The sequence below is a fragment of the Ruegeria marisflavi genome (assembly GCF_025673445.1).
GTDB lineage: Bacteria > Pseudomonadota > Alphaproteobacteria > Rhodobacterales > Rhodobacteraceae > Ruegeria_B > Ruegeria_B marisflavi.
Genome location: NZ_JAOVQN010000015.1, coordinates 32,832 through 56,813 on the forward strand (window position 1 = coordinate 32,832; position 23,982 = coordinate 56,813).

Below are 23,982 nucleotides of genomic sequence, written 5' to 3' on the forward strand. Positions count from 1 at the left end.
ACCTCGGAAACTGACAAAATTCTGAACAGAATTTTGGTCCAGAAAATTTGAAATTTTCTGGGCGGCGCGCGAAGGGACAGTGGAGGAACCTATTTGGACAGGCTGCCTAATCCGACCTGGCTGCGGACATTCGAGGCCGCCGCCCGGCATCTCAATTTCACCGAAGCCGCGCGAGAGCTTGGGCTGACCCAGACCGCAGTGTCGCTGCATATCCGCTCGCTCGAGGCCGAACTGGGCGAGCGACTGTTCTCGCGCGCGGCCCGGCGGCTGGGGCTGACCGAGCTGGGGCAATCCTATGCGCTGACCGTACGCCGGGCGCTGGCCGATATCGCCCTGTCCACCAACAGCCTGTTCGGGCCTGCGACCCGTCAGACCCTGCGAATTCGCGCGCCGATCTCAACCGCGACCTACTGGATTGCCACGGAACTGCCCGCGTTTGCGGCGGCCTATCCGGATATCCCGGTGCGGCTGGTGTCGAACATCTGGGGCGACGGACCCGAAAACGAGGATGTCGATCTGGACATCCGCCTGGGTCACGGCGACTGGCCCGGACTGCTGGCCGAAAAGTTGTGCGACGAGACCATCGTGCCGATCGGCCGCGCCGACGGGCCGCACCTGTCGCCCGAGGCGCTGCGCGCCGCGCCGCAGATCCACATCCTTGGGTACGAAGACAACTGGGCGCGCTGGTTCGAGGCACAGGGGCTGCCACCGGCGGAGCGTGCGGCGCTGTTTTCGGTGGATACCACGGTCTCGGCCATCCAGTTGGTGCTGGCAGGGGCGGGCTATGCCACCATCCTGACCCGCTTTGCCCGCAATGCCATCGCGCAGGGCATACCGTTGCGCCTGGCGGGCGAACCGATTCCTTTTTCCCAGTCGCATTACCTGATCCGGCCGCCCCGGGCGGCCGCATCCCCGGCTCGGGCGCAGCTCTTTCTATCGTGGCTGCGGACGCGGGCCGGGGCGGATGCCGCTGGGTGATCCCCAGCGGTCGCTTTTCTGCAAAGCCCAGTGTCCCCCGGTCCGGCGCGCTTGACAAGTCCCCCGCGCTTGCCGCATGTGCCTGCTGTTGGTGTCCGGGAAACCGGATGAAAAGGGAATGTGCCAGCGGACCGGCCAAGAGGCCGGGCGTCAAGCGCAGCCGCCCCCGCGACCGTGACCGGAGAGGGTGCCCAAGCCACTGGCCGAAAGGCCGGGAAGGCGGGACGCCCGACAGGGCAAGACCCTGACATCCGCAAGCCGGGAGACCTGCCAACGCCCGAAGACAAGACCGGACGGGGTGTTCCGGTGTCGGGTCCATGTCCGAGAGCGTGGCCCGCGCAAACCCCGTCCCCCGCACCTGACGAGGGGGGATGAGAGACGTGACCGAAGCTGCACCAGTCGAACTGCTGGTCTGTACGACCTGCCGCCGTGGATTGCCGGTCGAGGACGATGCCCAGCGCCCCGGCGCCCTGTTGCACCGCGCGCTGAGCGCGGCCGAGTTGCCCGAAGGGGTCATCCTAAAACCGGTCGAATGTCTGTCCAATTGCGATCAGGGCTGCTCCATCGTGCTGCGCGGCGGTCCGGCGCGCTGGACCTTTGTCTACGAAAACCTCAACGAGGCCGATGACGTGGCCACCATCGTCGAAGGCGTCACCAAGTATCACGCAACCGCTGACGGGCTCGTCCCCTGGCGCGAGCGCCCCGTCCACTTTCGCAAGAACTGCGCCGCGCGCATCCCCCCGATCGGAGCCTGAGCCATGAGCACCCTTGAAAAACTTCCCGTTACCGTGATCACCGGCTTTCTCGGCTCGGGCAAGACCACGCTGATCCGCCACCTGATGCAGAACCCGCAGGGCAAGCGGCTGGCCGTGGTGGTCAACGAATTTGGCGATGTTGGCGTTGATGGCGAGATCCTGAAAAGCTGCGCCATCCCCGAATGCCCCGCGGAAAACATCATGGAACTGGCCAATGGCTGCATCTGCTGCACCGTGGCCGATGATTTCATCCCCACCATCGAGGCGCTGATGGCGCTGGAGCCGCGCCCCGATCACATCCTGATCGAAACCTCGGGCCTGGCGCTGCCGAAGCCGCTCTTGAAGGCGTTCGACTGGCCCGATATCCGGTCCAAGATCACCGTGGACGGCGTGATCGCGCTGGCCGATGCCGAGGCGGTGGCGGCGGGCCGGTTCGCGCCCAATGTGGCGGCGGTGGATGCCCAGCGTCTGGCGGATGACTCGATCGACCATGAAACGCCCCTGTCCGAGGTGTTCGAGGATCAGATCAGCTGCGCCGACATCATCCTGCTGACCAAGCCCGATCTGGCCGGCCCCGAGGGCGTGGCCCGTGCGCGCGAGGTGATCGCCGCCGAGGCGCCACGCCCGCTGCCGGTGGTCGAAGTGGCCGAGGGCGCCGTTGATGTGCGCGTTATCCTGGGCCTTGGCGCTGCCGCTGAGGATGACATGGATGCCCGTCCCAGCCATCACGACGGCCATGACGACCACGAACATGACGATTTCGAAAGCATCGTGGTGGAACTGCCCGAACAGTCCGACCCGGCCGAACTGGTCGCGCGGATCGAGCGGCTGGCCAACGAGCTGAACATCCTGCGGGTCAAGGGCTATGCCGCGGTTGCGGGCAAGCCGATGCGCCTGCTGGTGCAAGCGGTGGGTGCACGGGTGCGTCACCAGTATGACCGTCCCTGGCACCCGGGCGAGGAGCGCCGCTCGCGCATGGTGGTGATCGCCGAACATCACGACATCGACCCGGCGGCGATCAACGCCATCCTGACCGGCGTTTCCGAGCCTGCGGAGTAAGCGCGCGCCATGCATGTCGTTTTCCGCGAAAGCCACGGGCTGGAAGAGACCGAGACCCCGACCGACCTGGGCCAAAGCCCGGCCGATCTGGTGGTGTTGTCGTTCTCGGACAGTGACCTGGGGGCTTTTGCGGCGGGCTGGCATCGTGGTGGCGGGGCGGTGGGCAGAATGCCCACCCTACGCCTGGCCAACCTGACGGCGCTGAAACATCCGCTCTCGGTCGATACCTATGTGGAAAACACGCTGTCGGGGGCCAAGGGCATTCTGATCCGGCTGATTGGCGGCGTGCCCTATTGGGCCTATGGGCTGCAACAGGTGCTGGCGCTGGCGCAGGAAAAGGGGCTGGCGGTGGCGGTTCTGCCGGCCGATGGGCGCGAGGATACGCGGCTTGACGCCTATTCAACCCTGCCTGTGTCTACCCTGCGGCGGCTGCAACATCTCTGCGATACCGGCGGCGAAGTGGCCGCGCAGGCCGCACTGGCGCAGATGGCGCTGGCGACCGGGCTTTATGCCGGGCCGGTGATCGGGTCAAAGGTGCTGCCGGAATGCGGTTTCTGGTGCCCCGAGCGCGGCGTGATCGCGCCCGAGACCGTGTTCGGGGGCGACGCCCCGCGCATTCTGGTCACCTTTTACAGGGCCTACCTGACTTCGGCCGACACCGCCTCGGTTGCGGCGCTGATCCAGGCCTTTCGCACGCGCGGGTTTCAGGCGATGGGCATGTTCGCGCCTTCGCTGAAGGCGCCCGCCGCCGCCGACTGGATCGCCGGGCAGATGCCGGGGCTGGCCCCGGCGGCCATCGTCAATGCCACCTCGTTTTCCGGCAAGGGTGCCAATGGCGCCTCGCCGCTTGATGCCGCTGGCGTACCGGTGTTCCAGGTGGCGCTGGCCACCTCGCGCCGCAAGGCCTGGGCCGAGGCCGAGCGTGGCCTGTCGCCCGCCGATCTGGCCATGCATGTGGTGCTGCCCGAGGTCGACGGGCGCATCGACGCCGGGCTGATCTCGTTCAAGGAGCCGGGCAAGCGCGACCCGGCGTTGGAGTATTCCCGTTTTGCGCACCGGCCCGAACCCGAGCGGATCGAGGCGGTGGTGAGCCGGGTATCGGGCTGGCTGCGGCTGGCGACCAAACCCGCCACCCAGCGGGTGCTGGCGCTGGTTCTGTCCACCTATCCCGGCAAGGACTGGCAGATGGCCCATGCGGTGGGTCTGGACGCTCTGGCCTCGGCCGAGGCGATCCTGTGCGATTTGCAGGATGAAGGGTATGATGTCGCATCGGGGCAGCCAATTGCGGAAGATTTGCAAATTGCGTCGATTTCGTGGCCAATCAATGAATACCGCAAGGCTTTGGCCAGCATTCCGCCACAATTGCGCCAAAATTTGCAAGATGCCTGGGGTGAACCCGAGAGTGATCCGGCATTTTCGCAAGACAATTTGCAGTTTCGCGCCATCCGCCGTGGCAAGGCATTGATCGCCCTGCAACCGGAGCGGGGCACGCCCGAGGCGCGCGACGACGACTATCACGACCTCTCCCGCACCCCACGCCACAGCTATGTCGCCTTTTACCTCTGGCTGCGGCAGGCGCTGGGGGCCGACGCGCTGATCCATATAGGCGCCCATGGCACGCTGGAATGGCTGCCGGGCAAGGCGGTGGCGCTGTCAGGGCAATGCTGGCCCGAGGTTCTGATCGGCGATCTGCCGGTGATCTATCCCTTTATCGTCAACGATCCGGGCGAGGCCGCGCAGGCCAAGCGCCGCATCGGCGCGGTGACGCTGGGCCATATCCCCCCTGCCCTGCGCACCAGCGGCACCCCGGACCGGATGGTGCAGCTCGAGGCGCTGCTTGATGAGTTTTCCAATGCCGACGGGCTGGACCCCAAGCGCCGTGACCGCTTGCAGGGAGATATCCGGGCCGAGGCGCAGGCGCTGGGGCTGGAGGATGATCTGGGCCTGGACCGCGCCACCTCGACCGCCGAGGCGATCACCCGCATCGACCGCTTTGTCTGCGATGTGAAGGAAAGCCAGTATGGTGACGGGCTACATGTCTATGGGCGTGTACCCGAGGTCACCGGCCCGTTTGATGCCGCGCCATCGGCGCAGGGCGAGGCGCGCGCGCTGATCGACGCGCTGGCGGGCAAACGGATCGCGGCGGGGCCGTCCGGCTCGCCCTATCGGGGGCGCAGCGATGTGCTGCCCACCGGGCGCAACCTTTATACCACCGATCCCCGGTCGGTCCCGACGCGCGCGGCCTATGCGCAGGGGGTGAAACTGGCCGAGGAGCTGGTGCGCCGACATTTGCAGGAAGAAGGCGATTACCCCAGGGGGCTGATTGTCGATCTCTGGGGCTCGGCCACCATGCGCACGGCGGGCGAGGAATTCGCCATGGCGCTGCATCTGCTGGGCGTGAAACCGGTGTGGGATAAGGGCTCGGAACGGGTTTCGGGCATCGAGGTTCTGCCGATCACCGATCTGGACCGGCCCCGGCTGGACGTCACGCTGCGTGTCTCGGGCCTGTTCCGCGATGTGTTTCCGACGCTTTCGGCGCTCTTCGGTCAGGCGGTGCGCGCGCTTTGCGCGCGTGACGAAGCGCCCGACTGGAACCCCTATGCCGGGCACGCGCCCGCCGCGCGGGTCTATGGCCCGGCGCCGGGCAGCTATGGGCTGGGCATGGGACACCTGCCCGAGACCTATACCGACGAGGCCCGGCAGAGTGCGGGAGAGGCCTGGCTGGTGGCCAGTTCCTTTGCGCTGGAGGGCGAGAACATCGCCCGCGACGCCGAGGGGATCCGGGACCGCGTCGCCAAGGCCGACGGGTTCGTACATTTGCAGGATCTGGCCGAGACCGATCTGCTGCTGGCCGCCGATTATGCCACGCATGAAGCAGGCTTTGCCGCCGCCAAACGGGTGACCGGGGGTACCGCGCAACTCTATCATCTGGACAACACCAATCCCGACACCCCGCGCGCCCGGACCCTGCCCGAGGAAATCGCCCGCGTGGTGCGCGCCCGCGCCGCCCATCCCGGCTGGATCGCGGGCATGATGCGGCACGGGTTCCGGGGCGCGGCCGAGATCGCGGCGACGCTCGATCACATGGCCTCGTTCGCGCATCTGGCCGACAGCGTGGCGCCGCATCTCTTTGACCTCTACCATGATGCCACTTTGGGAGACGCAGAGGTCGCGGCCTTTCTGCAAGAGGCCAACCCGCAAGCCTATCAGGCCATGTTGGACCGGTTCCGCGCGCTTTACGAGGCGGGGCTGTGGCAGACCCGACGCAACTCGATCCGGGCCGATCTGGAGGGGCTGTCATGACGGCACCCATTGTTCAGGGCTGGTGCCCCGGCGCGCATCGCCCGATGATGTCGGGTGACGGGCTGGTGGTGCGGGTGCGCCCGCGTCTGGCCCGGCTGCGGGTGTCGCAGGCGCTGGGTCTCTGCGCGTTGGCCGAACGGTTCGGCAATGGCACCATCGACCTGACCAACCGTGCCAACCTGCAACTGCGCGGGGTGACTGAGGCGGATCATCAGCCGCTGTTGGCGGAACTGGCCGCGCTCGACCTGTTGGACTCTGAACCGGGGATCGAGGTGCGGCGCAACATCCTGTTCTCTCCGCTTTACCGCGAAGGCGACATGACCGACCGGCTGGGATGCGAGTTGACGGCGCGATTGGGCGAACTGCCCGCGCTGCCGGCGAAATTCGGCTTTGCCATCGATACCGGGGCGGGCCGTCTGCTGAGCCGGGATTCGGCGGATATCCGGCTGGAACGGAGCGCAGACGGCCTGATCCTGCGCGCCGATGGCATGGCCACGGGGCGCGAAGTGACCGAGGGCGAGGCGATCGACCGCCTGATCGAACTGGCGCGCTGGTTTGCCGACCGTTTTACCGCCGACACCCGCCGCATGGCGCGATTGGTGCGGGCCGTGCCCCTGCCCACGAACTGGCAGGGCACGGAACCGGGGCCAGTTGGTGCGCCGCTGGTGCCCGGCGACACCGCGCTTGGCCCGCTCTATGGCGCGGCTTTTGGCCAACTGCCCGCGCAGGCGCTTGCTTCCCTGCTGCGCGACAGCGGCGCGACGCGCTTGCGGGTCACCCCCTGGCGGCTGATCCTGCTGGAAGGCGCACAGGCCATCCCCGCCCGCGAGTTCGTCAGCTGCGCAGGCGATCCGCTGTTGACCACCGATGCCTGCCCCGGTGCGCCCTATTGCCCGCAGGCCCAGGCCGAAACACGCGATCTGGCGCGCGTTCTGGCCGGGCGCGTGAGCGGCAGCCTGCATGTCTCGGGCTGCGCCAAGGGCTGCGCCCGGATGGGAGCCGCCGATATCACGCTGGTCGGGAATGGCGGGCGTTTTGACCTTGTAAAACAGGGCCGCGCGGGGGATGAGCCCTGCCAGCGCGGCCTGACACCCGAAACACTGAAGACGATGGACCTTACCTGATGCCCTATGAATACGAGACCGATGGCGCGGCGATCTACAAACAGTCCTTTGCCACCATCCGGGCCGAGGCCGATTTGGCCCGCTTTGACTTGGACGAGGAGCAGGTCGCGGTGCGGATGATCCACGCCGCCGGCATGGTGGGGCTGGAGGAATTCGTTCATTTCTCGCCCGGCTTCGTCACCGTTGCGCGCGCCGCGCTTGAGGCGGGCGCACCGATCCTGTGCGATGCGCGCATGGTCAGCGAGGGCGTGACCCGGTTCCGCCTGCCCGCCGACAATCAGGTGATCTGTACCCTGCATGACGAGCGCGTGCGCCCGCTGGCCGCCGATATGGGCAATACCCGCTCGGCCGCCGCGCTGGAGCTGTGGCGGCCGCATCTGGCGGGCGCCGTGGTCGCCATCGGCAATGCGCCCACCGCCCTGTTCCACCTGTTGAACATGCTCGAGGACCCCGACTGCCCCCGCCCAGCCGCGATCATCGGCTGCCCGGTGGGCTTTGTCGGCGCGGTCGAGTCGAAAGACGCCCTGTGGGAGGCACAGCCGGTGCCCTGCTGCATCGTCAAGGGCCGCCTGGGCGGCAGTGCCATCACCGTCGCGGCGATCAACGCCATCGCGAGCCGGGCGGAATGAGCATGGGCACCATATACGGTCTGGGCCTTGGCCCCGGCGATCCTGACCTGATGAGCGTCAAGGCCGACCGCCTGCTGCGCGGCGCCCGCCATGTGGCCTATTTCCGCAAGCCCGGCCGCAGCGGTCAGGCGCGCAAGATCGTCAACGGGATGATCCCCGAGGGCGCAGTCGAGTTTCCGATGGAATACCCGGTCACGACCGAGATCCCGGTGACCGATCCGCAATACAACGCCCTGCTGGCCGAATTCTATGAAGCCGCCGCCGCGCATCTGCACGCGCTGTCTCAGGCGGGAGAGGATGTGGTGGTGCTGTGCGAGGGCGATCCGTTCTTTTACGGCTCGTTCATGCATCTCTATACCCGCCTGCGCGGTCTGGCCCCGGTCGAGGTGGTGCCCGCAATCACCGGCATGTCGGGGGCCTGGTCGGCCACCGGCGATCCGATCACCTGGGGCGACGACATCCTGACGGTACTGACCGGTACCCTGCCCGAGGATGTGCTGGCCCGCCGCATGGCCGATACCGACGCTCTGGTGGTGATGAAGCTGGGACGCAATTTCGACAAGGTGGTACGGGCGCTGAAGACTGCGGGCCTGTATGAGCGGGCCTGGATCGTCGAATATGCTCAGATGGCCAACCAGCGGGTGTCGAAGCTGAGCGAGAACCATTCCGATGTGACGCCTTATTTCTCGATCATTCTGGTGCATGGACAGGGGCGGCGGCCATGAGCGGCTGGCTGCGGATCGCAGGCCTTGGCCCGGGTTCGGAGGCGCTGGTCACGCCCGAAGTGACGGCGGTGCTGGCCGAGGCGACAGATGTGGTAGGATACATCCCTTACGTCGCGCGGGTGGCCGAGCGGCCTGGCCTGACGCTGCATGCCAGCGACAACCGGGTCGAGATCGACCGGTCGCGCCACGCGTTGGAAATGGCCGCCGAGGGGCGCCGGGTGGTGGTGGTCTCGTCGGGCGATCCCGGCGTGTTCGCCATGGCCTCGGCAGTGTTTGAGGCGGTGGAATCTGGGCCGCGCGCATGGCGCGATCTGGACATTCAGGTACTGCCGGGGATCACTGCCATGCTGGCCGCCGCCGCACGGGCGGGCGCGCCGCTGGGCCATGACTTCTGTTGCATCAATCTCAGTGACAACCTGAAACCCTGGCGGTTGATCGAACGGCGGTTGCGGCTGGCGGCACAGGCAGATTTCGCCATGGCGTTCTACAATCCGCGCTCGAAGTCACGGCCAGAAGGATTTGAAAAGACGTTGCAAATCCTGCGTGAGGAATGCGAGCCTGCGCGGTTGATCCTGTTCGCTCGTGCAGTATCCCGCCCGGACGAGGCACTGCGCATAGCGCAACTGGCCGACGCGACACCCGATATGGCCGATATGCAGACCGTGGTTCTGGTTGGCTCGTCCCGCACGCGCGTCATCGAAAGAAATAGCTCACCATTCGTTTACACGCCGAGGTTCACGCCGGAATGACGCAACCAGCGCAGCACATCGATGGGGGTGGCAAGCTCGGCTCGGGGCGGCAGAACGGGGCGGTCGATCATCAGCACCGGCAGACCCAGGTCGTGTGCCGCGTCCAGCTTGGCCCGCGCCCCGGTACCGCCGGCGTTCTTGCTGACCACAAGCTGCGTTTTATGCTGTTCCATCAGGGCCTTGTCCCTCTCTTTTGTGAAGGGTCCCCGCGACACCACAACCTGCGCCTTTGGCAAGGGCAGCGGGCTGGTAGGCGCATCGACAAGGCGCAGGAGATAGTCATGCTGCGGCTGGGCCGCAAAGTCGTCCAGATGCAACCGGCCCACCGCAAGGAAGATACGTTGCGACCAGCCTTCCAGCGCGGCCACAGCGGCGGCGATATCCGGAACGTGGCGCCAGTTGTCGCCATCGGCGGGCTGCCAGGCGGGCCGCGTCAGCGCGGCCAGCGGCACACCCGTTTGGGCGCAGGCAGCGCAGGCATTGGCACTCATTTTCGCAGCAAAAGGATGTGTTGCGTCAACAAGATGCGTGACATTGTTGCTGTGGATGAAATCCACCAAACCGGCCACGCCACCAAAGCCGCCGACCCGCATCGGGATCGGCTGGTCGCGCGGCGCCTCGACCCGGCCCGCATAGGAATAGGTCGCGCGCAGGCCAGTTTCGGCTACGGCGCGCGCCAATGCGTTGGCCTCGGTGGTACCGCCCAGGATCAGGAGGTGCGACATGTCTGATGCTCCGTGGCTAAGCGTGATCGGCATGGGCGAAGATGGACTGGATGGCCTGCCGCCCGCAAGCCGTCAAGCCCTGGCCGCGGCCGATGTGATCATGGCGCCACCCCGGCACCTGTCGCTGCTGCCCGAGGGACCGCAAGAGCGCATCGCTTGGCCTGTCCCCTATGCCGACGGGTTGGAGATTCTGGCCGGGCTGCGCGGGCGCCGCGTCGCGGTGCTGGCCTCGGGCGATCCGTTCTGGTTCGGCGCGGGCGCCGTCATCGCCCGGTATTTCGATCCGGGCGAGTGGCGCGCACTGCCGGGAGCTTCGACCTTTTCGCTGGCAGCGGCGCGGCTGGGCTGGCCGCTGGACAAGACCCTGACACTTGGCCTGCATGCCGCGCCGCTGACCCGGCTGCGGCCCTGTCTCGCATCCGGCCTGCGCGCGCTGATCCTGCTGCGCGACGGTGCGGCGGTGGCCGAGCTGGCTTGCTATCTGGATCAGACCGGCTTTGCCGCCAGCCGCCTGCACGTGATGGAGGCGCTGGGGGGGCCGCGCGAGCGCCTGCAAACCCTGTCGCTGGCCGAGGCGCAAGCGGGCGATTTCACCCACCCCGTCTGTGTCGGGGTCGAAGTGGCGGGCCAAGGTCGGGCGATCCCCAAGGCAAGCGGCAGGCCCGATGCGATCTTCGAGACCGACGGGCAGATCACCAAGCGCCCGGTGCGGGCGCTGACGCTTTCGGTGCTGGCGCCGCAACGGGGCGAGCACCTGTGGGATATCGGCGGCGGCAGCGGCTCGATCGGGATCGAATGGCTGATGAGCGATCCGACTCTGAGCGCCACCACCGTCGAGCCTCGCGCCGACCGCGCCGCGCGCATCCGCGCCAATGCCGACGCCCTGGGGCAGGACCACCTGCGCGTGGTCGAGGGCAGCGCGCCCGAGGTTCTGGGCAGTCTTGCACGGCCCGATGCCGTGTTCATCGGCGGCGGTCTCAGCGTGGCACTGCTGGAATGGCTGTTTGCACAACTGCCCCCCGGCACCCGCCTTGTCGCCAATGCGGTGACGCTGGAAAGCGAAGCTTTGCTGGCGCAATGGCAGGCCGACAAGGGCGGCGATCTGCTGCGGATCGAACTGGCGCAAGCCGCCCCGCTGGGGCCGCGCCGGGGCTGGAAATCGGCCTATCCTGTTGTGCAGTGGAGCGTGACGCTATGATCGTCGCGGGACTGGGCTTTACCACCACGGCAGAGACGACCAGCCTGCGCGCGGCCTATGACAAGGCCGCCGCCGGACAGGTGGTGGCCGCGCTCGCCACCGTTGCCGACAAAGCCGGGCACCCGGCGCTGGAGGCGCTGGCCGCCGATCTGGCGCTGCCGTTACACCTGATCCCGGCGGCTGAACTTGCCGGGCAGCGCACCCTCACCTGCTCGCCGCAAAGCCGCGCCAGCTATGGCACCGGCAGCGTGGCCGAGGCCGCGGCGCTGATCGCCGCCGGGCCGGGCGCGCGGCTGATCACCCCCAGACAGATATCGGACGACCGGCGCGCCACCTGCGCCCTCGCCATCGGAGACAAGACATGACCGTACATTTCATCGGCGCCGGACCGGGTGCCGCCGACCTGCTCACCCTGCGCGGGCGCGATATCATCGCCTCATGCCCGGTCTGCCTTTATGCCGGGTCGCTGGTGCCCGAGGAGATCCTGAGCCATTGCCCCGAGGGGGCAAGGATCGTCAACACCGCGCCGATGGATCTGGATCAGATCATGGCCGAGATCGAGGCCGCACATAAGGCGGGCCATGATGTGGCGCGGCTGCATTCGGGCGACCTGTCGGTCTGGTCGGCGATGGGCGAGCAGATCCGGCGGCTGAAACAGATGGGCATCCCGGTCAGCGTGACACCCGGCGTGCCCTCGTTTGCCGCCGCCGCCGCCGCGCTGGGGACCGAGCTGACCCTGCCCGGGCTGGGACAGTCGGTGGTGCTGACCCGCACGCCCGGGCGCGCCTCATCCATGCCCGAGGGTGAGAGCCTGGAAAACTTCGCCCGCACCGGCGCCACGCTGGCCATCCACCTGTCGATCGGTAATCTGGACAAGGTGATCGCCGATCTGACCCCGCATTACGGCGCCGATTGCCCCGTGGCCGTGGTCTATCGCGCCAGCTGGCCGGACGAGCGGATCATCCGCGCCACGCTGGAAACTCTGAAAGAGGCGCTGGACGAAAGCATCTCACGCACCGCGCTGATCCTGGTCGGGCCGGTTCTGCGCGGCGAAGGGTTCGATGAAAGCTGCCTCTATTCCCGCGAATACGACCGCCGTTACCGGCCGCAAAGCGCCGACAGCCCGTGGTCGAGCTGGAGCCATGGCGATGACTAACCCTCCCGGCCTGATGATCTCGGCCCCGGCCTCTGGCACCGGCAAGACCACGGTCATGCTCGGGTTGTTGCGCGCGCTGGCCGAAGACGGGCTGACCGTGCAGCCCTTCAAGAGCGGGCCCGATTATATCGACCCGGCCTTTCATCTGGCGGCGGCGGGGCGAGCCTCGTTCAACCTCGACACTTGGGCCATGGGCGAGCGGCTGCTCAGTGCTGTGTCCGCGCAAGCCTCGGGCGCCGATATCGTGGTGGCCGAAGGGTCGATGGGCCTGTTTGACGGCGTCGCCAAACCTGGCGAGACCGGTCACGGGTCGAGCGCCGAGACCGCGCTGCGTATCGGTTGGCCGGTGGTGCTGGTCCTCGATGTGGGCGGGCAGGCGCAATCGGCGGCGGCCACGGCGCTGGGATTCCGGATGTACAATCCCGACCTGCCCTTTGCCGGGGTGATCCTGAACCGCTGCGCCAGCCCCCGCCACGAGCGGCTGATCCGGCTGGGAATGGAGCGCGCTGGCCTGCCGGTGCTGGGCGTGCTGCCCCGGCGCGGCGACCTGGCCCTGCCCGAGAGGCATCTGGGCCTCATTCAGGCGGTCGAACACCCCGATCTGGAGGCAGCCATCGCGGGCTATGCCGCGTTCCTGCGTGAACATGTCAACCTGGAGGCAATCAAGGGGGCGGCGGCCTCCTCAGGCCCCAATGGGCCATCGTCGGCCGCGCTGCCGCCTCCCCCGGCGCAGCGTATCGCGCTGGCGCGGGATGCGGCATTTTCCTTTACCTATCCGCATCTCTTGGAAGGCTGGCGCGCGGGCGGGGCCGAGATCCTGCCGTTTTCGCCGCTGGCCGACGAGGCGCCCGCGCCCGATGCCGATCTGGTCTGGCTGCCCGGCGGCTATCCGGAACTGCATGCCGGGCGCCTTGCGGCGGCAGAGACCTTTCTGAGCGGGTTGCGCAAACATGCGCAGACCCGGCCGGTGCATGGCGAATGCGGCGGCTACATGGCGTTGGGGGAGGCGTTAGTCGACAAGGACGGCAACCGCCATCGGATGGCGGGTCTATTGGGGCTGGTCACCTCGTATGAAAAGCGCAAGTTCAACCTGGGCTATCGCCGGGCCGAACTGCTGGCGCCCCTACCCGGTTACGGCACCGGCGCCACCCTGCGCGGGCATGAGTTCCACTATTCCTCGATCCTGGAACAGCCCGACGCGCCGCTGGCCCGCGTTTTCGATGCCGAAGGCGTCGAGGGGCCGCAAACCGGGTCCGTGCGCGGGAATGTCACCGGCACCTTCTTTCACCTGATCGCGGAGGCGGGATCATGAGCGGCTTTGTCTCCTTCGTCGGCTCGGGGCCGGGCGACCCGGAACTGTTGACACTCAAGGCCGTGGACCGGCTGGTCAAGGCAGACGCGGTGCTGTTCGACGATCTGTCGAGCGGTCCGATCCTGGCCCATGTGCGCCCCGATGCCGATCTGGTCGGCGTCGGCAAACGGGCGGGCCGCCCCTCGCCCAAGCAGGACCATGTGAGCCGCCTGCTGGTGGACTACGCACAATCGGGCGCCCGGGTGGTTCGGTTGAAATCCGGCGATGGCGGGCTTTTTGGCCGGCTGGAGGAGGAGCTGGTCGCCCTGCGTGCCGCCGGGATCGGCTACGAGATCATCCCCGGCATCCCTTCGGCGGTGGCGGCAGCGGCGGCGGCAGGTATCCCGCTGACCCGGCGGCTCACCGCGCGGCGGGTGCAATTCGTCACCGGCCATGACGTCAGCGGCCAATTACCCCCCGACCTGAACCTGCCCGCGCTGGCGGATCCGCAGGCCACCACGGTAGTGTTCATGGGCAAGCGCACCTTTCCGCTGCTGCTGGAGGCGCTTGAGGCGCATGGGCTGCCGCGGTCGACACCGGCGCTGATGGCCGAAAGCGTCTCGACGCCTGAGCAAAGCCTGACCCGCGCCACCATGGGTGAACTGTCCGAACAGCTGGCGAAGGAGGTGGGCAGCGCACCCGCCCTGATCCTTTATGGTCCGCTGGCGGAGTTCGGCGATGACTGAATTGCTCCTGATCGGGATCGGCACCGGCAATCTTGACCATATCACGCGCGAAGGCATCGCCGCCATTCGCGCCGCCGATCTGATCCTGATCCCGCGCAAGGGGGCAGGCAAATCCGATCTGGCGGGGCTGCGTGAGCGTATCATCGCCGAGGCGACCGACACGCCGCCGCAGATCGCCTATTTCGACATCCCTGCTCGCCGGGCCGAGGATGGGTATCTCAAGGGTGTCGACGACTGGCACGATGCCATTGCGCTCTGCTGGCAGGTGGCGATGCAGGACCACCCCGACGCGGCGCGGGTGGCGCTGCTGATCTGGGGCGACCCGTCGCTTTATGACAGCTCCCTGCGAATCGCGGCGCGGCTCGATCCGCAACCCAAGGTGCGGGTGATTCCCGGCATCACCGCGCTTCAGGCGCTGACAGCGGCGCATGGCATTCCGGTCAACGAGTTGGGCGCGCCGTTTCTTGTCACCACCGGGCGGCGCCTTCGGGACGAAGGCTGGCCGCCCGCCGTGGATACCGCTGCCGTGATGCTGGACGGGGAATGTTCGTTCCAGGCGCTGGTTATGCCCGATTATCACATCTGGTGGGGCGCCTATGTGGGCATGGAGGAACAGATTCTGGTGGCCGGACCGCTGGCCGAGGTGGCAGACCAGATCGTCGAAACCCGCGCCCGCGCGCGGACCGATCATGGCTGGATCATGGATATCTATCTTTTGAAAAAGCGCGGAAAATGACCCGAAAGGTCGCAAATGACGATTGCGCCGGACGCGCGTTCGCGGCTAAATGGAGGGGTCTGGTCCTGCCGGAGCAATCCGGATGCTAAGAGGGAATTTGGTGCAACCGCCCGTCGGTTCAGGCCAAAGCCGCCCCCGCGACTGTAAGCGGTGAGCCTCTGTTCAACCAGCCACTCCCGGGTTCGCCTCGGGGGGAAGGCGAACAGAGGCACTGACCCGCAAGCCAGGAGACCTGCCAGACAGGCAATGAAACACCGGCCGTCGGGTGCGGCGGCAAGGAGGAATAGACATGACGACCAAAACTCTCAAGGCATCGGCCACCGGTTCCGCGATCCTTCCGGCCCTGTTCGCCGTGATCCTGGGCCTGGGCATCGTCACTCTGGCTGGCCATGTGCAGGCATCCGCACTGCATGACGCCGCCCACGACGTGCGCCACGCAACCGGCTTTCCCTGCCACTGAACCATGTTCAGTCGCATTCTGACCAGCGCGTTGTTCGCTGGCGCTGCAGCAGGGCTGATTGCCGCCCTGCTGCAGTTTGTGTTCGTGCAGCCCGTGTTGCTGCATGCCGAACTGTATGAATCCGGCGAGTTGGTGCATTTCGGCGCCGAGGCGGTGAGCGCCCGTCCCGAACTACCCGGTCTCTTCGCAGACCCGATGCGGGATGGTTTGAGCGTCGTGTTCACCATGTTCACCTATACCGGCTATGCGCTGGTCATGGTGGCGTTGATGTCGATGGCTGAAAAGATGGGGCACGCTGTGACCACGCGCGCCGGCCTGCTCTGGGGATTGGCGGGGTTCATCACCTTTCACTTCGCCCCCGGCCTGTCGCTGGCGCCCGAGGTTCCCGGCGTGGCAGCCGCCGATGTCGAGGTTCGCCAGATCTGGTGGACCGCAACGGTGGCCGCCACGGGTGTAGCCATGTGGCTGATCGCCTTTGGCGGCAACGCGATGGCCTATGGCGCCGCCGCGCTGCTGCTGCTGGCGCCACATCTGATCGGTGCGCCCGAGCCCGAAAGCTTCAGCGGCCCGGTGCCGACTGAGCTGGGTGCGTTGTTCGCCGCTCGCGCCTTTGGCGTTGGCATGGCGGCCTGGGTGCTGCTCGGCGGTTTCGCCGGATACTTCTGGCAGACCGAGAGCAAGCGCGCCGACGCGCACGCCTGAGCGGTGTGACGGCCCTTTCACCCCGCTGGCATGGCTGGCGGGGTTTTCCATTTCTCACGAGGAGACAGAAATGTCCCGATCTCTTGCCCTGTTCGCCATCGGGCTGGTGTTTGGCGGCGGTGCCGGTTTCGTCACGGCGGGCGCCTATGGCATCAGTTTTGACGGTCATGACCATGCCGACCCGGCCCAGCATGGCGCGAGCCATTCCGAGGCTGCCGCGCATTCACACGGCAACGCGGTAAACCTGCCCGCGGGCGCCGATGCGCCCGGTCTGGCGGTCGAGGTGTTCAAGGATCCGATGGCCGGGTGGAACCTGCATGTGACGCCGACCAACTTTCGCTTTGCCCCGGAAAACGCCTCGGCTACGGATCAGCCCGGTGAGGGTCATGCCCATGTCTATGCCAATGGCGTGAAACTGGCCCGGCTTTATGGCGAATGGATGCATATTCCCGAATTGCCCAAAGGACAGGTCGAGGTGAAAGTGTCGCTGAACGCCAACAGCCATGGCACACTGACGGTCGACGGCACACCGGTCGAGGCGAGCGTGATCGTCGAGGTCGAATAGGCTGTGATGCCTTGCCCGTTCTTTCAGGAGGACAGGGCGGGAATCCGCGCGCGCAGGCATAGCCGAAGCCGCCCGCAGTCGCGGGCGTCTTCGATCCAGCCCGCCGGGCTGTCGAGATACAGGCGGCAGGTTTCGGCGATATCTGCGGCATCCGCCACCGGATCGAGATCCGAGAAGACGTAACTCGCCCGGCCCTGCCCCTGCAATGCGATGGCTACCGGCGCCTCGCAGGCCCCGAAACACGGGTGTTCGACCAGCGCCACATTAGACGACAGTCCGGCCCTGGCCAACGCCGCGCGCAGCGAGGCACGCTCGGCCTCGATGTCACGTTCGCCTGCGCAGCTGGAACAAAGGGAAAGCAGGATGTCGGTCATGGCATGCTCTGGGTCATCGGCGCAGGTGTGACCGATCCCCCCGGCGCTGGCAAGTCTCTGGTGGAGATTTCCGCCGCCTCCCGGCGCAGCGCCGCCAGAAACCCGGCGACCGAGGGCGACAGGCTGGCTGAGCGCCGCATCGACACGCCCACAGGGCCGATCGGGATCGACACCTGCCAGTTCACGCGCGCCAGCGCGCCAGTACCTATATCGTGGCGCGGCACATGGGCGGGCATGACCGCCAGCATGTCGGAGCCGACCAGAAGACCCCGGTTGGCCAGATACGAGACCGATTCCACCGTATAGGCTGGCGCGCCGCCGCCGAGATCGACAAAAACCTGATCGAGCTGCCGTCTGAGGGTCGTTTCCGCCGGTGGCAGGATCCAGGAGAAACGCATAAGAACCGTCAGGTCCGGAGCCTCGATGCCGGTCAGGGGATGACCGGCGCGGGAAACGCAGATCACCTTTTCGTCAAACAGCCGTTCCTGTTCGATCTCGGCGCGGTGCCGATGCATCGGCAACCGCCCCACCACCAGATCCACATCGCCAGAGCGTAGCGCGGGCATCAGCACTTCGTTGGTGCCCTCAACCAGTTTCACGACCAAGCTGGGTTTTTCGACAACCAGCCGGTGCAGGACACGCGGAAGGAAATCGGCCGAGGCCGCCAGCAGGGTGCCCACGACGACGCGTCCGCCATTGCCTTCCTTCAGGTCGTCCAGCTCCTGGGCGGCATGGGAAATCTGCGCCAGGTTCAGCTTGCCGTGGCGGATCAGCGCCTGTCCGAAGACAGTGGGCACCATGCCACGGTTGGTGCGATCAAAGAGCTACACGTCGAAATCAAGCTCGAGATCCTTGATCAGCTTTGTCGCCGCGGGCTGCGACATGTTCAACGCCTGCGCCGCGTGCAGGATGGAATGCTGTCGCCCACCGCCACCAACAACCGGAGCTGTTTGAGTTTCAGACGCGTCAACACGCGCTCGACGATGCGTATCTGGGTGCGGCTCATGATTTTCGCGATATCACGGCTGGTTTGTATCCGTCAAAGCTATATCCGGATGGCAGCGTGCCGCTGCCGCAGGGCCGCCAGCAGGCTAAGGGCGGTCAGGGCCGAGGATCTGGGGTTGCCGGGCAGCGGCAGGCCTTCGATCTGGAACCGAAAACGACCGAATGAGCCTTCGGCCGCGATCTCGTGGATATTGGCGGTGACGCCCGGATCGGCGATCAGTTCAGCCCGCGTGGCGTCGAGCCCGGCTCCGGCCAGCGCCACGGCGGCGGCCACATTGGCGTTCTTGGGGTAGGCTTGCGCCGCTTCGCGCGCGGTACCGCTGAAATGGGTAACAGGCCCGGCGAGCGCCTCCAGATCCAGCACCTCTTCGGCGCGGCTGCCGCGCCAGCCCTGCGGCGGTTTGCGCCCGGTATAGGTGACCGCCAGCCCTTGGCCCATTGCCGCCGCCGACAGCGCATCGAGCGCGCCAAAGGCGCCCGATGCAAGACAGAGCCGGGTACCGCCCGCCCGCGCAGCGGCCTCCAGCTCGGCACAGAACCCGGTATCGGCCAGAGCGCCGACCGAAACGGACAGAACCTCGATCCCGGCAGTGAGCGCCGAAGGGCCATGCGCACGAAGCCCCGCGTGACCGGCGCAATCGACCAGAAGATCGGGGCGCTCGGGCAGGTCCGCGACCGAAAGAGCCGGAACAGCCGAAAGCGCCGAACGCGCCGCCGCTTCGCGACCGGGTCTGCATATTGCGCCGACCAGGCGTGAGTTGGCCGGCAGATTTGCCGCCACATATCCCGCAATGGCGCCATGGCCGATCAATGCAATCTTCATGTCCTGTCCTTCTGGCTCGTTGGCGGTGATATTTCACATACCCGACGCTATTTGATATCCTGTTTGCAGATACCCGGATGCATTTTCTCGATTTGCCCTGCGGTGAAAAGGGCGTTCAGGGTTGGCAGAACACCAAACTTTCGCCGGACCCACATTGACCGAGAAACCGCCATACATCGTACGCCACATGCCCCGGCGCGAAGACCCGCGATTGCTACAGGGCGAAGGCCAGTATGCCGGCGATATCGACCTGCCCGGCGCACTGCATCTGGCGTTTCTGCGCAGTCCTTTTGCCTGCGGGCAGATCGTTGGCTGCGAAATCTCCGCCACGCAGAACATGCCAGGAGTCGCGACAGTATTGACCGCCGCCGATCTTGGGGGGCTGGGCAAGCTCGAGGTCAACCCGGTGCTACCGCTCGACCACACCCTATCCGATCCTGGCAGACGCCACGGTCTCGGCGGTGGGCCAGCCCATTGCGGCGGTATCGGCCGAGACGCCGGTCCAGGCGTTGGATGCCGTCGAACAGATTTGGGCCGAGATCGACGAGACCCCCGCCCCGCCACCCGAACTGCTGGCCATGCAACATTGGCAGAGCGGCGATGCGGCCGCCGCGTTCGCCCGCGCCGCACATGTGGTCGCGGTCCGGGTTGCCCATCCCCGCCTTGCCCCCAACCCGATGGAACCGCGTGCCATCGCCGCAATGCCTGAAAGCAATGGGCTGACCGCCTGGCTTTCCACCCAAACGCCACACCGGGCAAGGGCCGACTTGGCCCGTATCCTGTCGCTCGCCCCCGAGCAACTGCGGGTGATCGCCCGGTATGTGGGCGGCGCCTTTGGCATGAAGGCCTCGCTTTACCCCGAAGAGGTGCTGGTGGTCTGGGCCGCGCATCAACTGGGCCGCCCGGTGCGCTGGACCGCCACCCGCAGCAAAGAGTTTCTGTCGGCCACCCATGGCCGGGGGCTGACAAGTGAAGGCCAGCTTGCCATCGACGGTGATGGCCGGTTTCTGGCGCTCAAGGCCCGCGTCGAGGCGCCGCTGGGCCATTGGCTGCCCAATTCGGCGCTGATCCCGGCCTGGAACGTCGCCCGCATCCTGCCCGGCCCATATGACATCGCCGCGACCGATCTGGGTACCAGCGCTCGACGCGTACATACCGCACCCACCGGCATCTATCGCGGTGCAGGCCGCCCCGAAGCCTGCGCGCTAATGGAGCGTCTGGCCGATGCCGCCGCCCGCGCCACCGGCCTTGATCCAGCCGAGATCCGCCGCCGCAACCTGAACCGCTTGAACGGCCCGCGCGATCTGCCCGCGGGCCGGGTCGAAGGCGCCGATTATGCCACAGCGCTCGACCATTTCCTGACGCTGGCCGATTACCCCGCCTGGCGCGCCCGGCGCGACGCAAGACGCGCCGACGGCGCATTGGCCGGTGTTGGGCTAGGGTTCTATGTCGAACCCTCGGGCAAGGGTTGGGAAAGCGCCCGCGTCACCCTTGAGGCGGGCCGCGCGACGGTGGAATTTGACGGCAGCAGCCAGGGCCATGGGCGCGAAACCGCGCTGGCCCAGATCGCCGCCGACGCACTGGACCTCACGCCCGCCGATATCACCGTGCTGCATGGCGACACTGCCACCTGCCCGCCCGGCATCGGCGCACTGGCCAGCCGCAGCACCCCCATCGGCGCCAGCGCCGTGCTCGAGGCCTGCCGCGAGATCATCCGCCGCCGCGACGCGGGCGAGAGTGAACCGATCACCGCCGACACAGCCTATACCGCTCCGGGCGAGGCCTGGGGCCATGGCTGCTACCTCGCCGCCATCGAGATCGACCGCGACACCGGCGCCCCGCATCTGACCCGCATGGCCTGCCTCGACGATGCCGGGCGGCTGATCAACCCGCTGCTGGCCGAGGGACAGGTGATCGGCGGGTTTGCACAGGGGCTTGGCGAGGCGATGATGGAGGCGTTGCATTTCGACGACGGCCAGCTCCTCACCGGCTCGTTCATGGATTACGCGATGCCGCGCACGGCAGACCTGCCACCACTCACCATCCACAAGACCGAAACCCTCGCCACCACCAACGCGCTCGGCGCCATGGGGATCGGCGAGGCCGGCACCATCGGCGCCCCGGCGGCGATCCTGAACGCCGCGCTGGACGCGCTGCCGCCGCTGAGCGTGACCGATCTGCAAATGCCGCTTACCAGCCTGTCGCTCTGGCAGGCGATCACCGATGCAAGCAAGGAACCTCAGACATGAAATACGCCAAGAGCGAGGCCAAGGACCATGCCCGCGAACACCTGCGCGGCATCTGGGCCGCGGCGCTGAACCCCTTTGCCGAGGATCTGTCGTTCGACGAGGCCGGTTTTCGCCGCAACATCCGCCACTGGGTCGACGATCTGGGCATCGAGGGCCTCTTCATCTGCGGCAAACAGGGTGAGTTCTTCTCGATGTCGCTGGAGGAGCGCAAGCGCAACCTCGAGGTCGCGGTCGAGGAATGCGCCGGGCGTGCGGGCACCATGATGTCGGTCTCGGACCAGAATTTCGACACCGTGCTGGAGCTCGCCCGCCACGCCCAGGACGTGGGCGCCGATTACATCGTGGTGCATGCACCCGTGCTGCATTTCGTACACGACCGCGACGCGCTGCTCTACGACTACTACAAGACCATCAGCGAGGCGGTCGATATCGGCATCGCCATGTGGAGCCACCCCGACAGCGGCTATCTGATGAGCCCCAAGCTCTGCGCCCGCATCGCCGATCCGCCCAATGTGGTGGCGATCAAATACTCGGTCCCGCGCGAGATGTATGCCCGCCTGACCGAGCTGGCGGGTGACCGGATCCAGGTCTCTACCGCGTCCGAAGAGGAATGGTTCGACAATATCGTGGAGCTGGGCTGGCACCTTTACCTCTGCTCCTCACCGCCCTACCAGCTGCAAACCGCAAACGACCGGCGCATGCATGATTATACCCAGCTGGCCTTTGCCGACTGCATCGACGAGGCACGCGCGATCCGCGACAGCCTCGACCCGGTGCGCCAGGCGATCAAATCCACCAAGCCGGGCGGCAAGCCCCAGGCACATGGCAAATACTGGCAAGAGCTTCTGGGACAGACCGGCGGCCGGGTGCGCTTTCCCATGCAGGAGCTGACCGAAGCAGAAAAATCCGCCACGCGTGCTGCCTTTGAAGCCTGCGGCCTGCGCCTCTGACCCTTCATTTCGCCTAAAATACTCCGGGGGAGTCGCGCAAGGCGCGACGGGGGCAGCGCCCCCTCCCCCGGCTCCGCTAGAGCAGAACCTCGATCAGGTTCGGCCCCGCCTCGGCAAATCCCTGCTTCAGCGCCTGAGCGAATTCCTCTGCCCGCTCGACCCGGACAGCAGGCACACCAAGGCTTTGTGCCTGCCCGACCCAGTCGATGGCGGGCCGCTCCAGGCTCAGCATGTCCAGCGCGCGGGGTCCGGGGTTCATCACGCCCACCCCCGACAATTCGCCCAGCAGGATGCGATAGCTGCGGTTGGCCCAGATCACCACGGTGATATCCAAAGCTTCACGCGCCATGGTCCACAGGGCCTGCGGCATGTACATGGCCGAGCCGTCTCCGGTCAGCGTCAATACCTTGCGGTCCGGGCAGGCGATGGCCGCGCCGATGGCGGCGGCGAGGCTGTACCCGATGGAACCACCGCAATTGGTGATCCATGTATGCGGCGCGGCGCCCAGCGTGGCCCCGTGAAAGGCGCGCCCGGTGGTCACCGACTCGTCTACCACAATGGCGCCTTCGGGGATGTGTTGGCCCAGCACGGCGGCGACACTTTCGGGCGTGCAGGGGCCGCTGACCGATTCCGGCGCGACAGGCGGCGCGAGCACCGGCAAGGCCCCCGCAGCGCCCACCGCCTGTTCCAACCCTGTCAATGCGCCGTCCAGATCGGCGGCCCAATCGGCCAGCGCGATGATCTCGGCCTCTGGATGGGTCAGGACGGCGGGTTTTCCCGGATAAGCGAAAAAGCCGATGGGCGGCCGCGCGCCCAGCAGTACGATGCGGCGAAAGCGCGACAGCGCCTCCAGCGCCATGTCAATCGGATAGGGCACGCGGGCCACGGGCACCCGACCCGCGCCACGTTCCATCCGCGCATTGGCCCATTCCGACAGCAGCGCGCAGCCGGTTGCCGCCGCGATCCGCCCGGCGCGTTTCAGGTTCTCCTCGGTCAGCGCTTCGCCACCCAACAGCAACAGGCTGTCCCTGCCGCTCAGCGCAACTGCCGCCTGTTCCAGTGTCTCGACCTCAACCGGCGCCCGCGCAGGCACCTGCAAGGCGGATGCCACCTGCCCGCCCGGGGTCCAGGCCGTGTCAGACGGCAGGATCAGCGTCGCCACCTGCCCCGGCGCGCTGCGTGCAGCCTGTACCGCGCGGGCGGCATCGCGCCCCACATCCGCCGTCGACAGAGAGGTTTCGACCCAATGCGAGACCGGCCGCGCCAGCCCCTCGATATCCGCCGTCAACGGCGCATCCAGCTCCAGATGACTGGCCGCGTGCTGACCCACGATGTTGACGACACCCGACCCGGCCTTCTTGGCGTTGTGCAGGTTCGAGATCCCGTTGGCCAGGCCCGGCCCCAGATGCAGCAGGGTCGCCGCCGGCTTTCGCGCCATCCGGTAGTAACCATCCGCCGCCCCGGTCGCGACCCCTTCGAACAGCGCCAGGACCGAGCGCATGCCCGGCACCTGATCGAGCGCCGCCACAAAATGCATCTCGGAGGTGCCGGGATTGGTGAAACAGGTATCGACCCTGCTTTGCAGCAGGCTGCGCACCAGGCTTTCGGCGCCGTTCATTTCGCTCATTCCCTTCACTCCTCGCTATTGGGGCGAGCCTAGGCGGCGCGCGGCGTCACGTA

At 67.0% G+C, this 23,982-nt stretch carries 25 protein-coding genes, 1 pseudogene and 2 riboswitches; of the genes and pseudogenes, 20 read left to right on the forward strand and 6 right to left on the reverse strand.

The genetic code is table 11. The features are described 5' to 3' along the window. The first annotated feature begins 93 nt into the window (after positions 1-93). From OEZ49_RS14720 to cobJ, 8 genes are all read left to right on the forward strand, one after another. On the forward strand, positions 94-978 hold the full coding sequence (locus tag OEZ49_RS14720) for a LysR substrate-binding domain-containing protein (protein WP_263389026.1): 885 nt from the start codon (positions 94-96) through the stop codon (positions 976-978). A gap of 72 nt (positions 979-1,050) precedes the next feature. Further along, positions 1,051-1,267: riboswitch (cobalamin riboswitch) on the forward strand. A gap of 82 nt (positions 1,268-1,349) precedes the next feature. Next, on the forward strand, positions 1,350-1,733 hold the full coding sequence (locus OEZ49_RS14725; protein ID WP_263389027.1) for a DUF1636 domain-containing protein: 384 nt from the start codon (positions 1,350-1,352) through the stop codon (positions 1,731-1,733). 3 nt (positions 1,734-1,736) lie between these two features. Then, positions 1,737-2,792: a cobalamin biosynthesis protein CobW gene (gene cobW / locus OEZ49_RS14730; RefSeq protein WP_263389028.1), complete on the forward strand. Its 1,056-nt coding sequence runs from the start codon at positions 1,737-1,739 to the stop codon at positions 2,790-2,792. 9 nt (positions 2,793-2,801) lie between these two features. Beyond that, positions 2,802-6,095, forward strand: a complete 3,294-nt coding sequence (cobN, locus tag OEZ49_RS14735; protein ID WP_263389029.1) for a cobaltochelatase subunit CobN — start codon at positions 2,802-2,804, stop codon at positions 6,093-6,095. Further along, a complete protein-coding gene (locus OEZ49_RS14740; RefSeq protein ID WP_263389030.1) occupies positions 6,092-7,219 on the forward strand; it encodes a cobalamin biosynthesis protein CobG in 1,128 nt (375 codons plus the stop codon). The genes cobN and OEZ49_RS14740 overlap by 4 nt, the downstream gene beginning before the upstream one ends. Continuing rightward, the gene (locus tag OEZ49_RS14745) at positions 7,219-7,848 is read left to right on the forward strand and encodes a precorrin-8X methylmutase (RefSeq protein WP_263389031.1); all 630 of its coding nucleotides are present in this window, start codon (positions 7,219-7,221) and stop codon (positions 7,846-7,848) included. Before OEZ49_RS14740 ends, OEZ49_RS14745 begins: the two co-directional genes overlap by 1 nt. Beyond that, positions 7,845-8,573, forward strand: coding sequence for a precorrin-2 C(20)-methyltransferase (locus OEZ49_RS14750; RefSeq protein ID WP_164131939.1), 729 nt, complete (start codon positions 7,845-7,847; stop codon positions 8,571-8,573). Before OEZ49_RS14745 ends, OEZ49_RS14750 begins: the two co-directional genes overlap by 4 nt. Then, on the forward strand, positions 8,570-9,322 hold the full coding sequence (gene cobJ / locus OEZ49_RS14755) for a precorrin-3B C(17)-methyltransferase (protein ID WP_263389032.1): 753 nt from the start codon (positions 8,570-8,572) through the stop codon (positions 9,320-9,322). Before OEZ49_RS14750 ends, cobJ begins: the two co-directional genes overlap by 4 nt. Here cobJ and OEZ49_RS14760 read toward each other — a convergent pair. After that, entirely contained in the window at positions 9,295-10,047 is a 753-nt protein-coding gene (locus tag OEZ49_RS14760) for a cobalt-precorrin-6A reductase (RefSeq protein ID WP_263389033.1), read from the reverse strand. The two genes, cobJ and OEZ49_RS14760, sit on opposite strands and share 28 nt — an antisense overlap. Between OEZ49_RS14760 and cbiE the strand changes: the two genes are divergently transcribed. The 9 genes from cbiE to OEZ49_RS14805 all read left to right on the forward strand — a co-directional run bounded on the left by cbiE (position 10,046) and on the right by OEZ49_RS14805 (position 16,901). Beyond that, positions 10,046-11,245, forward strand: a complete 1,200-nt coding sequence (cbiE, locus tag OEZ49_RS14765) for a precorrin-6y C5,15-methyltransferase (decarboxylating) subunit CbiE (RefSeq protein ID WP_263389034.1) — start codon at positions 10,046-10,048, stop codon at positions 11,243-11,245. The two genes, OEZ49_RS14760 and cbiE, sit on opposite strands and share 2 nt — an antisense overlap. Then, complete coding sequence (locus OEZ49_RS14770; protein WP_263389035.1) at positions 11,242-11,610, forward strand: cobalamin biosynthesis protein; 369 nt, start codon at positions 11,242-11,244, stop codon at positions 11,608-11,610. The genes cbiE and OEZ49_RS14770 overlap by 4 nt, the downstream gene beginning before the upstream one ends. Beyond that, positions 11,607-12,401 carry a precorrin-4 C(11)-methyltransferase gene (gene cobM, locus OEZ49_RS14775; RefSeq protein ID WP_263389036.1) on the forward strand — a complete coding sequence of 265 codons (795 nt, stop codon included), beginning with the start codon at positions 11,607-11,609 and terminating at the stop codon, positions 12,399-12,401. The genes OEZ49_RS14770 and cobM overlap by 4 nt, the downstream gene beginning before the upstream one ends. Further along, positions 12,388-13,713 carry a cobyrinate a,c-diamide synthase gene (locus tag OEZ49_RS14780; protein ID WP_263389037.1) on the forward strand — a complete coding sequence of 442 codons (1,326 nt, stop codon included), beginning with the start codon at positions 12,388-12,390 and terminating at the stop codon, positions 13,711-13,713. Before cobM ends, OEZ49_RS14780 begins: the two co-directional genes overlap by 14 nt. After that, positions 13,710-14,438 (forward strand): uroporphyrinogen-III C-methyltransferase, encoded by a 729-nt coding sequence (cobA, locus tag OEZ49_RS14785; RefSeq protein ID WP_263389038.1) that lies wholly within the window; start codon positions 13,710-13,712, stop codon positions 14,436-14,438. Before OEZ49_RS14780 ends, cobA begins: the two co-directional genes overlap by 4 nt. Then, entirely contained in the window at positions 14,431-15,174 is a 744-nt protein-coding gene (cobF, locus tag OEZ49_RS14790) for a precorrin-6A synthase (deacetylating) (protein WP_263389039.1), read from the forward strand. The genes cobA and cobF overlap by 8 nt, the downstream gene beginning before the upstream one ends. A 43-nt stretch (positions 15,175-15,217) precedes the next feature. Then, positions 15,218-15,428: riboswitch (cobalamin riboswitch) on the forward strand. 35 nt (positions 15,429-15,463) lie between these two features. Further along, positions 15,464-15,634 carry a CbtB domain-containing protein gene (locus OEZ49_RS14795; RefSeq protein WP_234138881.1) on the forward strand — a complete coding sequence of 57 codons (171 nt, stop codon included), beginning with the start codon at positions 15,464-15,466 and terminating at the stop codon, positions 15,632-15,634. Positions 15,635-15,637: 3 nt separating this feature from the next. Next, positions 15,638-16,336, forward strand: coding sequence for a CbtA family protein (locus tag OEZ49_RS14800; RefSeq protein WP_263389040.1), 699 nt, complete (start codon positions 15,638-15,640; stop codon positions 16,334-16,336). Between the two features lie 70 nt (positions 16,337-16,406). Next, the gene (locus OEZ49_RS14805) at positions 16,407-16,901 is read left to right on the forward strand and encodes a hypothetical protein (RefSeq protein ID WP_263389041.1); all 495 of its coding nucleotides are present in this window, start codon (positions 16,407-16,409) and stop codon (positions 16,899-16,901) included. Positions 16,902-16,924: 23 nt separating this feature from the next. Here the strand turns inward: OEZ49_RS14805 and OEZ49_RS14810 are convergent, their stop codons facing one another. The 4 genes from OEZ49_RS14810 to OEZ49_RS14820 form a co-directional block, all read right to left on the reverse strand. Further along, positions 16,925-17,275 carry a DUF1636 domain-containing protein gene (locus OEZ49_RS14810; protein WP_263389042.1) on the reverse strand — a complete coding sequence of 117 codons (351 nt, stop codon included), beginning with the start codon at positions 17,273-17,275 and terminating at the stop codon, positions 16,925-16,927. After that, a complete protein-coding gene (locus OEZ49_RS14815) occupies positions 17,272-18,075 on the reverse strand; it encodes a LysR substrate-binding domain-containing protein (RefSeq protein WP_317853176.1) in 804 nt (267 codons plus the stop codon). The genes OEZ49_RS14810 and OEZ49_RS14815 overlap by 4 nt, the downstream gene beginning before the upstream one ends. Before the next feature lie 24 nt (positions 18,076-18,099). Then, positions 18,100-18,159 carry a hypothetical protein gene (locus OEZ49_RS23055; RefSeq protein WP_397545674.1) on the reverse strand — a complete coding sequence of 20 codons (60 nt, stop codon included), beginning with the start codon at positions 18,157-18,159 and terminating at the stop codon, positions 18,100-18,102. Positions 18,160-18,320: 161 nt separating this feature from the next. Beyond that, positions 18,321-19,103: an aspartate dehydrogenase gene (locus OEZ49_RS14820; protein WP_263389043.1), complete on the reverse strand. Its 783-nt coding sequence runs from the start codon at positions 19,101-19,103 to the stop codon at positions 18,321-18,323. A gap of 187 nt (positions 19,104-19,290) precedes the next feature. Between OEZ49_RS14820 and OEZ49_RS14825 the strand changes: the two are divergent. The 3 genes and pseudogenes from OEZ49_RS14825 to OEZ49_RS14835 all read left to right on the forward strand — a co-directional run. Further along, positions 19,291-19,434: pseudogene (locus OEZ49_RS14825) on the forward strand (hypothetical protein); the annotation flags it as partial. Between the two features lie 130 nt (positions 19,435-19,564). Continuing rightward, on the forward strand, positions 19,565-21,352 hold the full coding sequence (locus OEZ49_RS14830; RefSeq protein ID WP_263389044.1) for a xanthine dehydrogenase family protein molybdopterin-binding subunit: 1,788 nt from the start codon (positions 19,565-19,567) through the stop codon (positions 21,350-21,352). Beyond that, positions 21,349-22,302 carry a dihydrodipicolinate synthase family protein gene (locus tag OEZ49_RS14835; protein ID WP_263389045.1) on the forward strand — a complete coding sequence of 318 codons (954 nt, stop codon included), beginning with the start codon at positions 21,349-21,351 and terminating at the stop codon, positions 22,300-22,302. Before OEZ49_RS14830 ends, OEZ49_RS14835 begins: the two co-directional genes overlap by 4 nt. Positions 22,303-22,378: 76 nt before the next feature. Here the strand turns inward: OEZ49_RS14835 and OEZ49_RS14840 are convergent, their stop codons facing one another. Further along, the gene (locus OEZ49_RS14840; RefSeq protein ID WP_263389046.1) at positions 22,379-23,929 is read right to left on the reverse strand and encodes an acetolactate synthase large subunit; all 1,551 of its coding nucleotides are present in this window, start codon (positions 23,927-23,929) and stop codon (positions 22,379-22,381) included. Between the last annotated feature and the right edge of the window lie 53 nt (positions 23,930-23,982).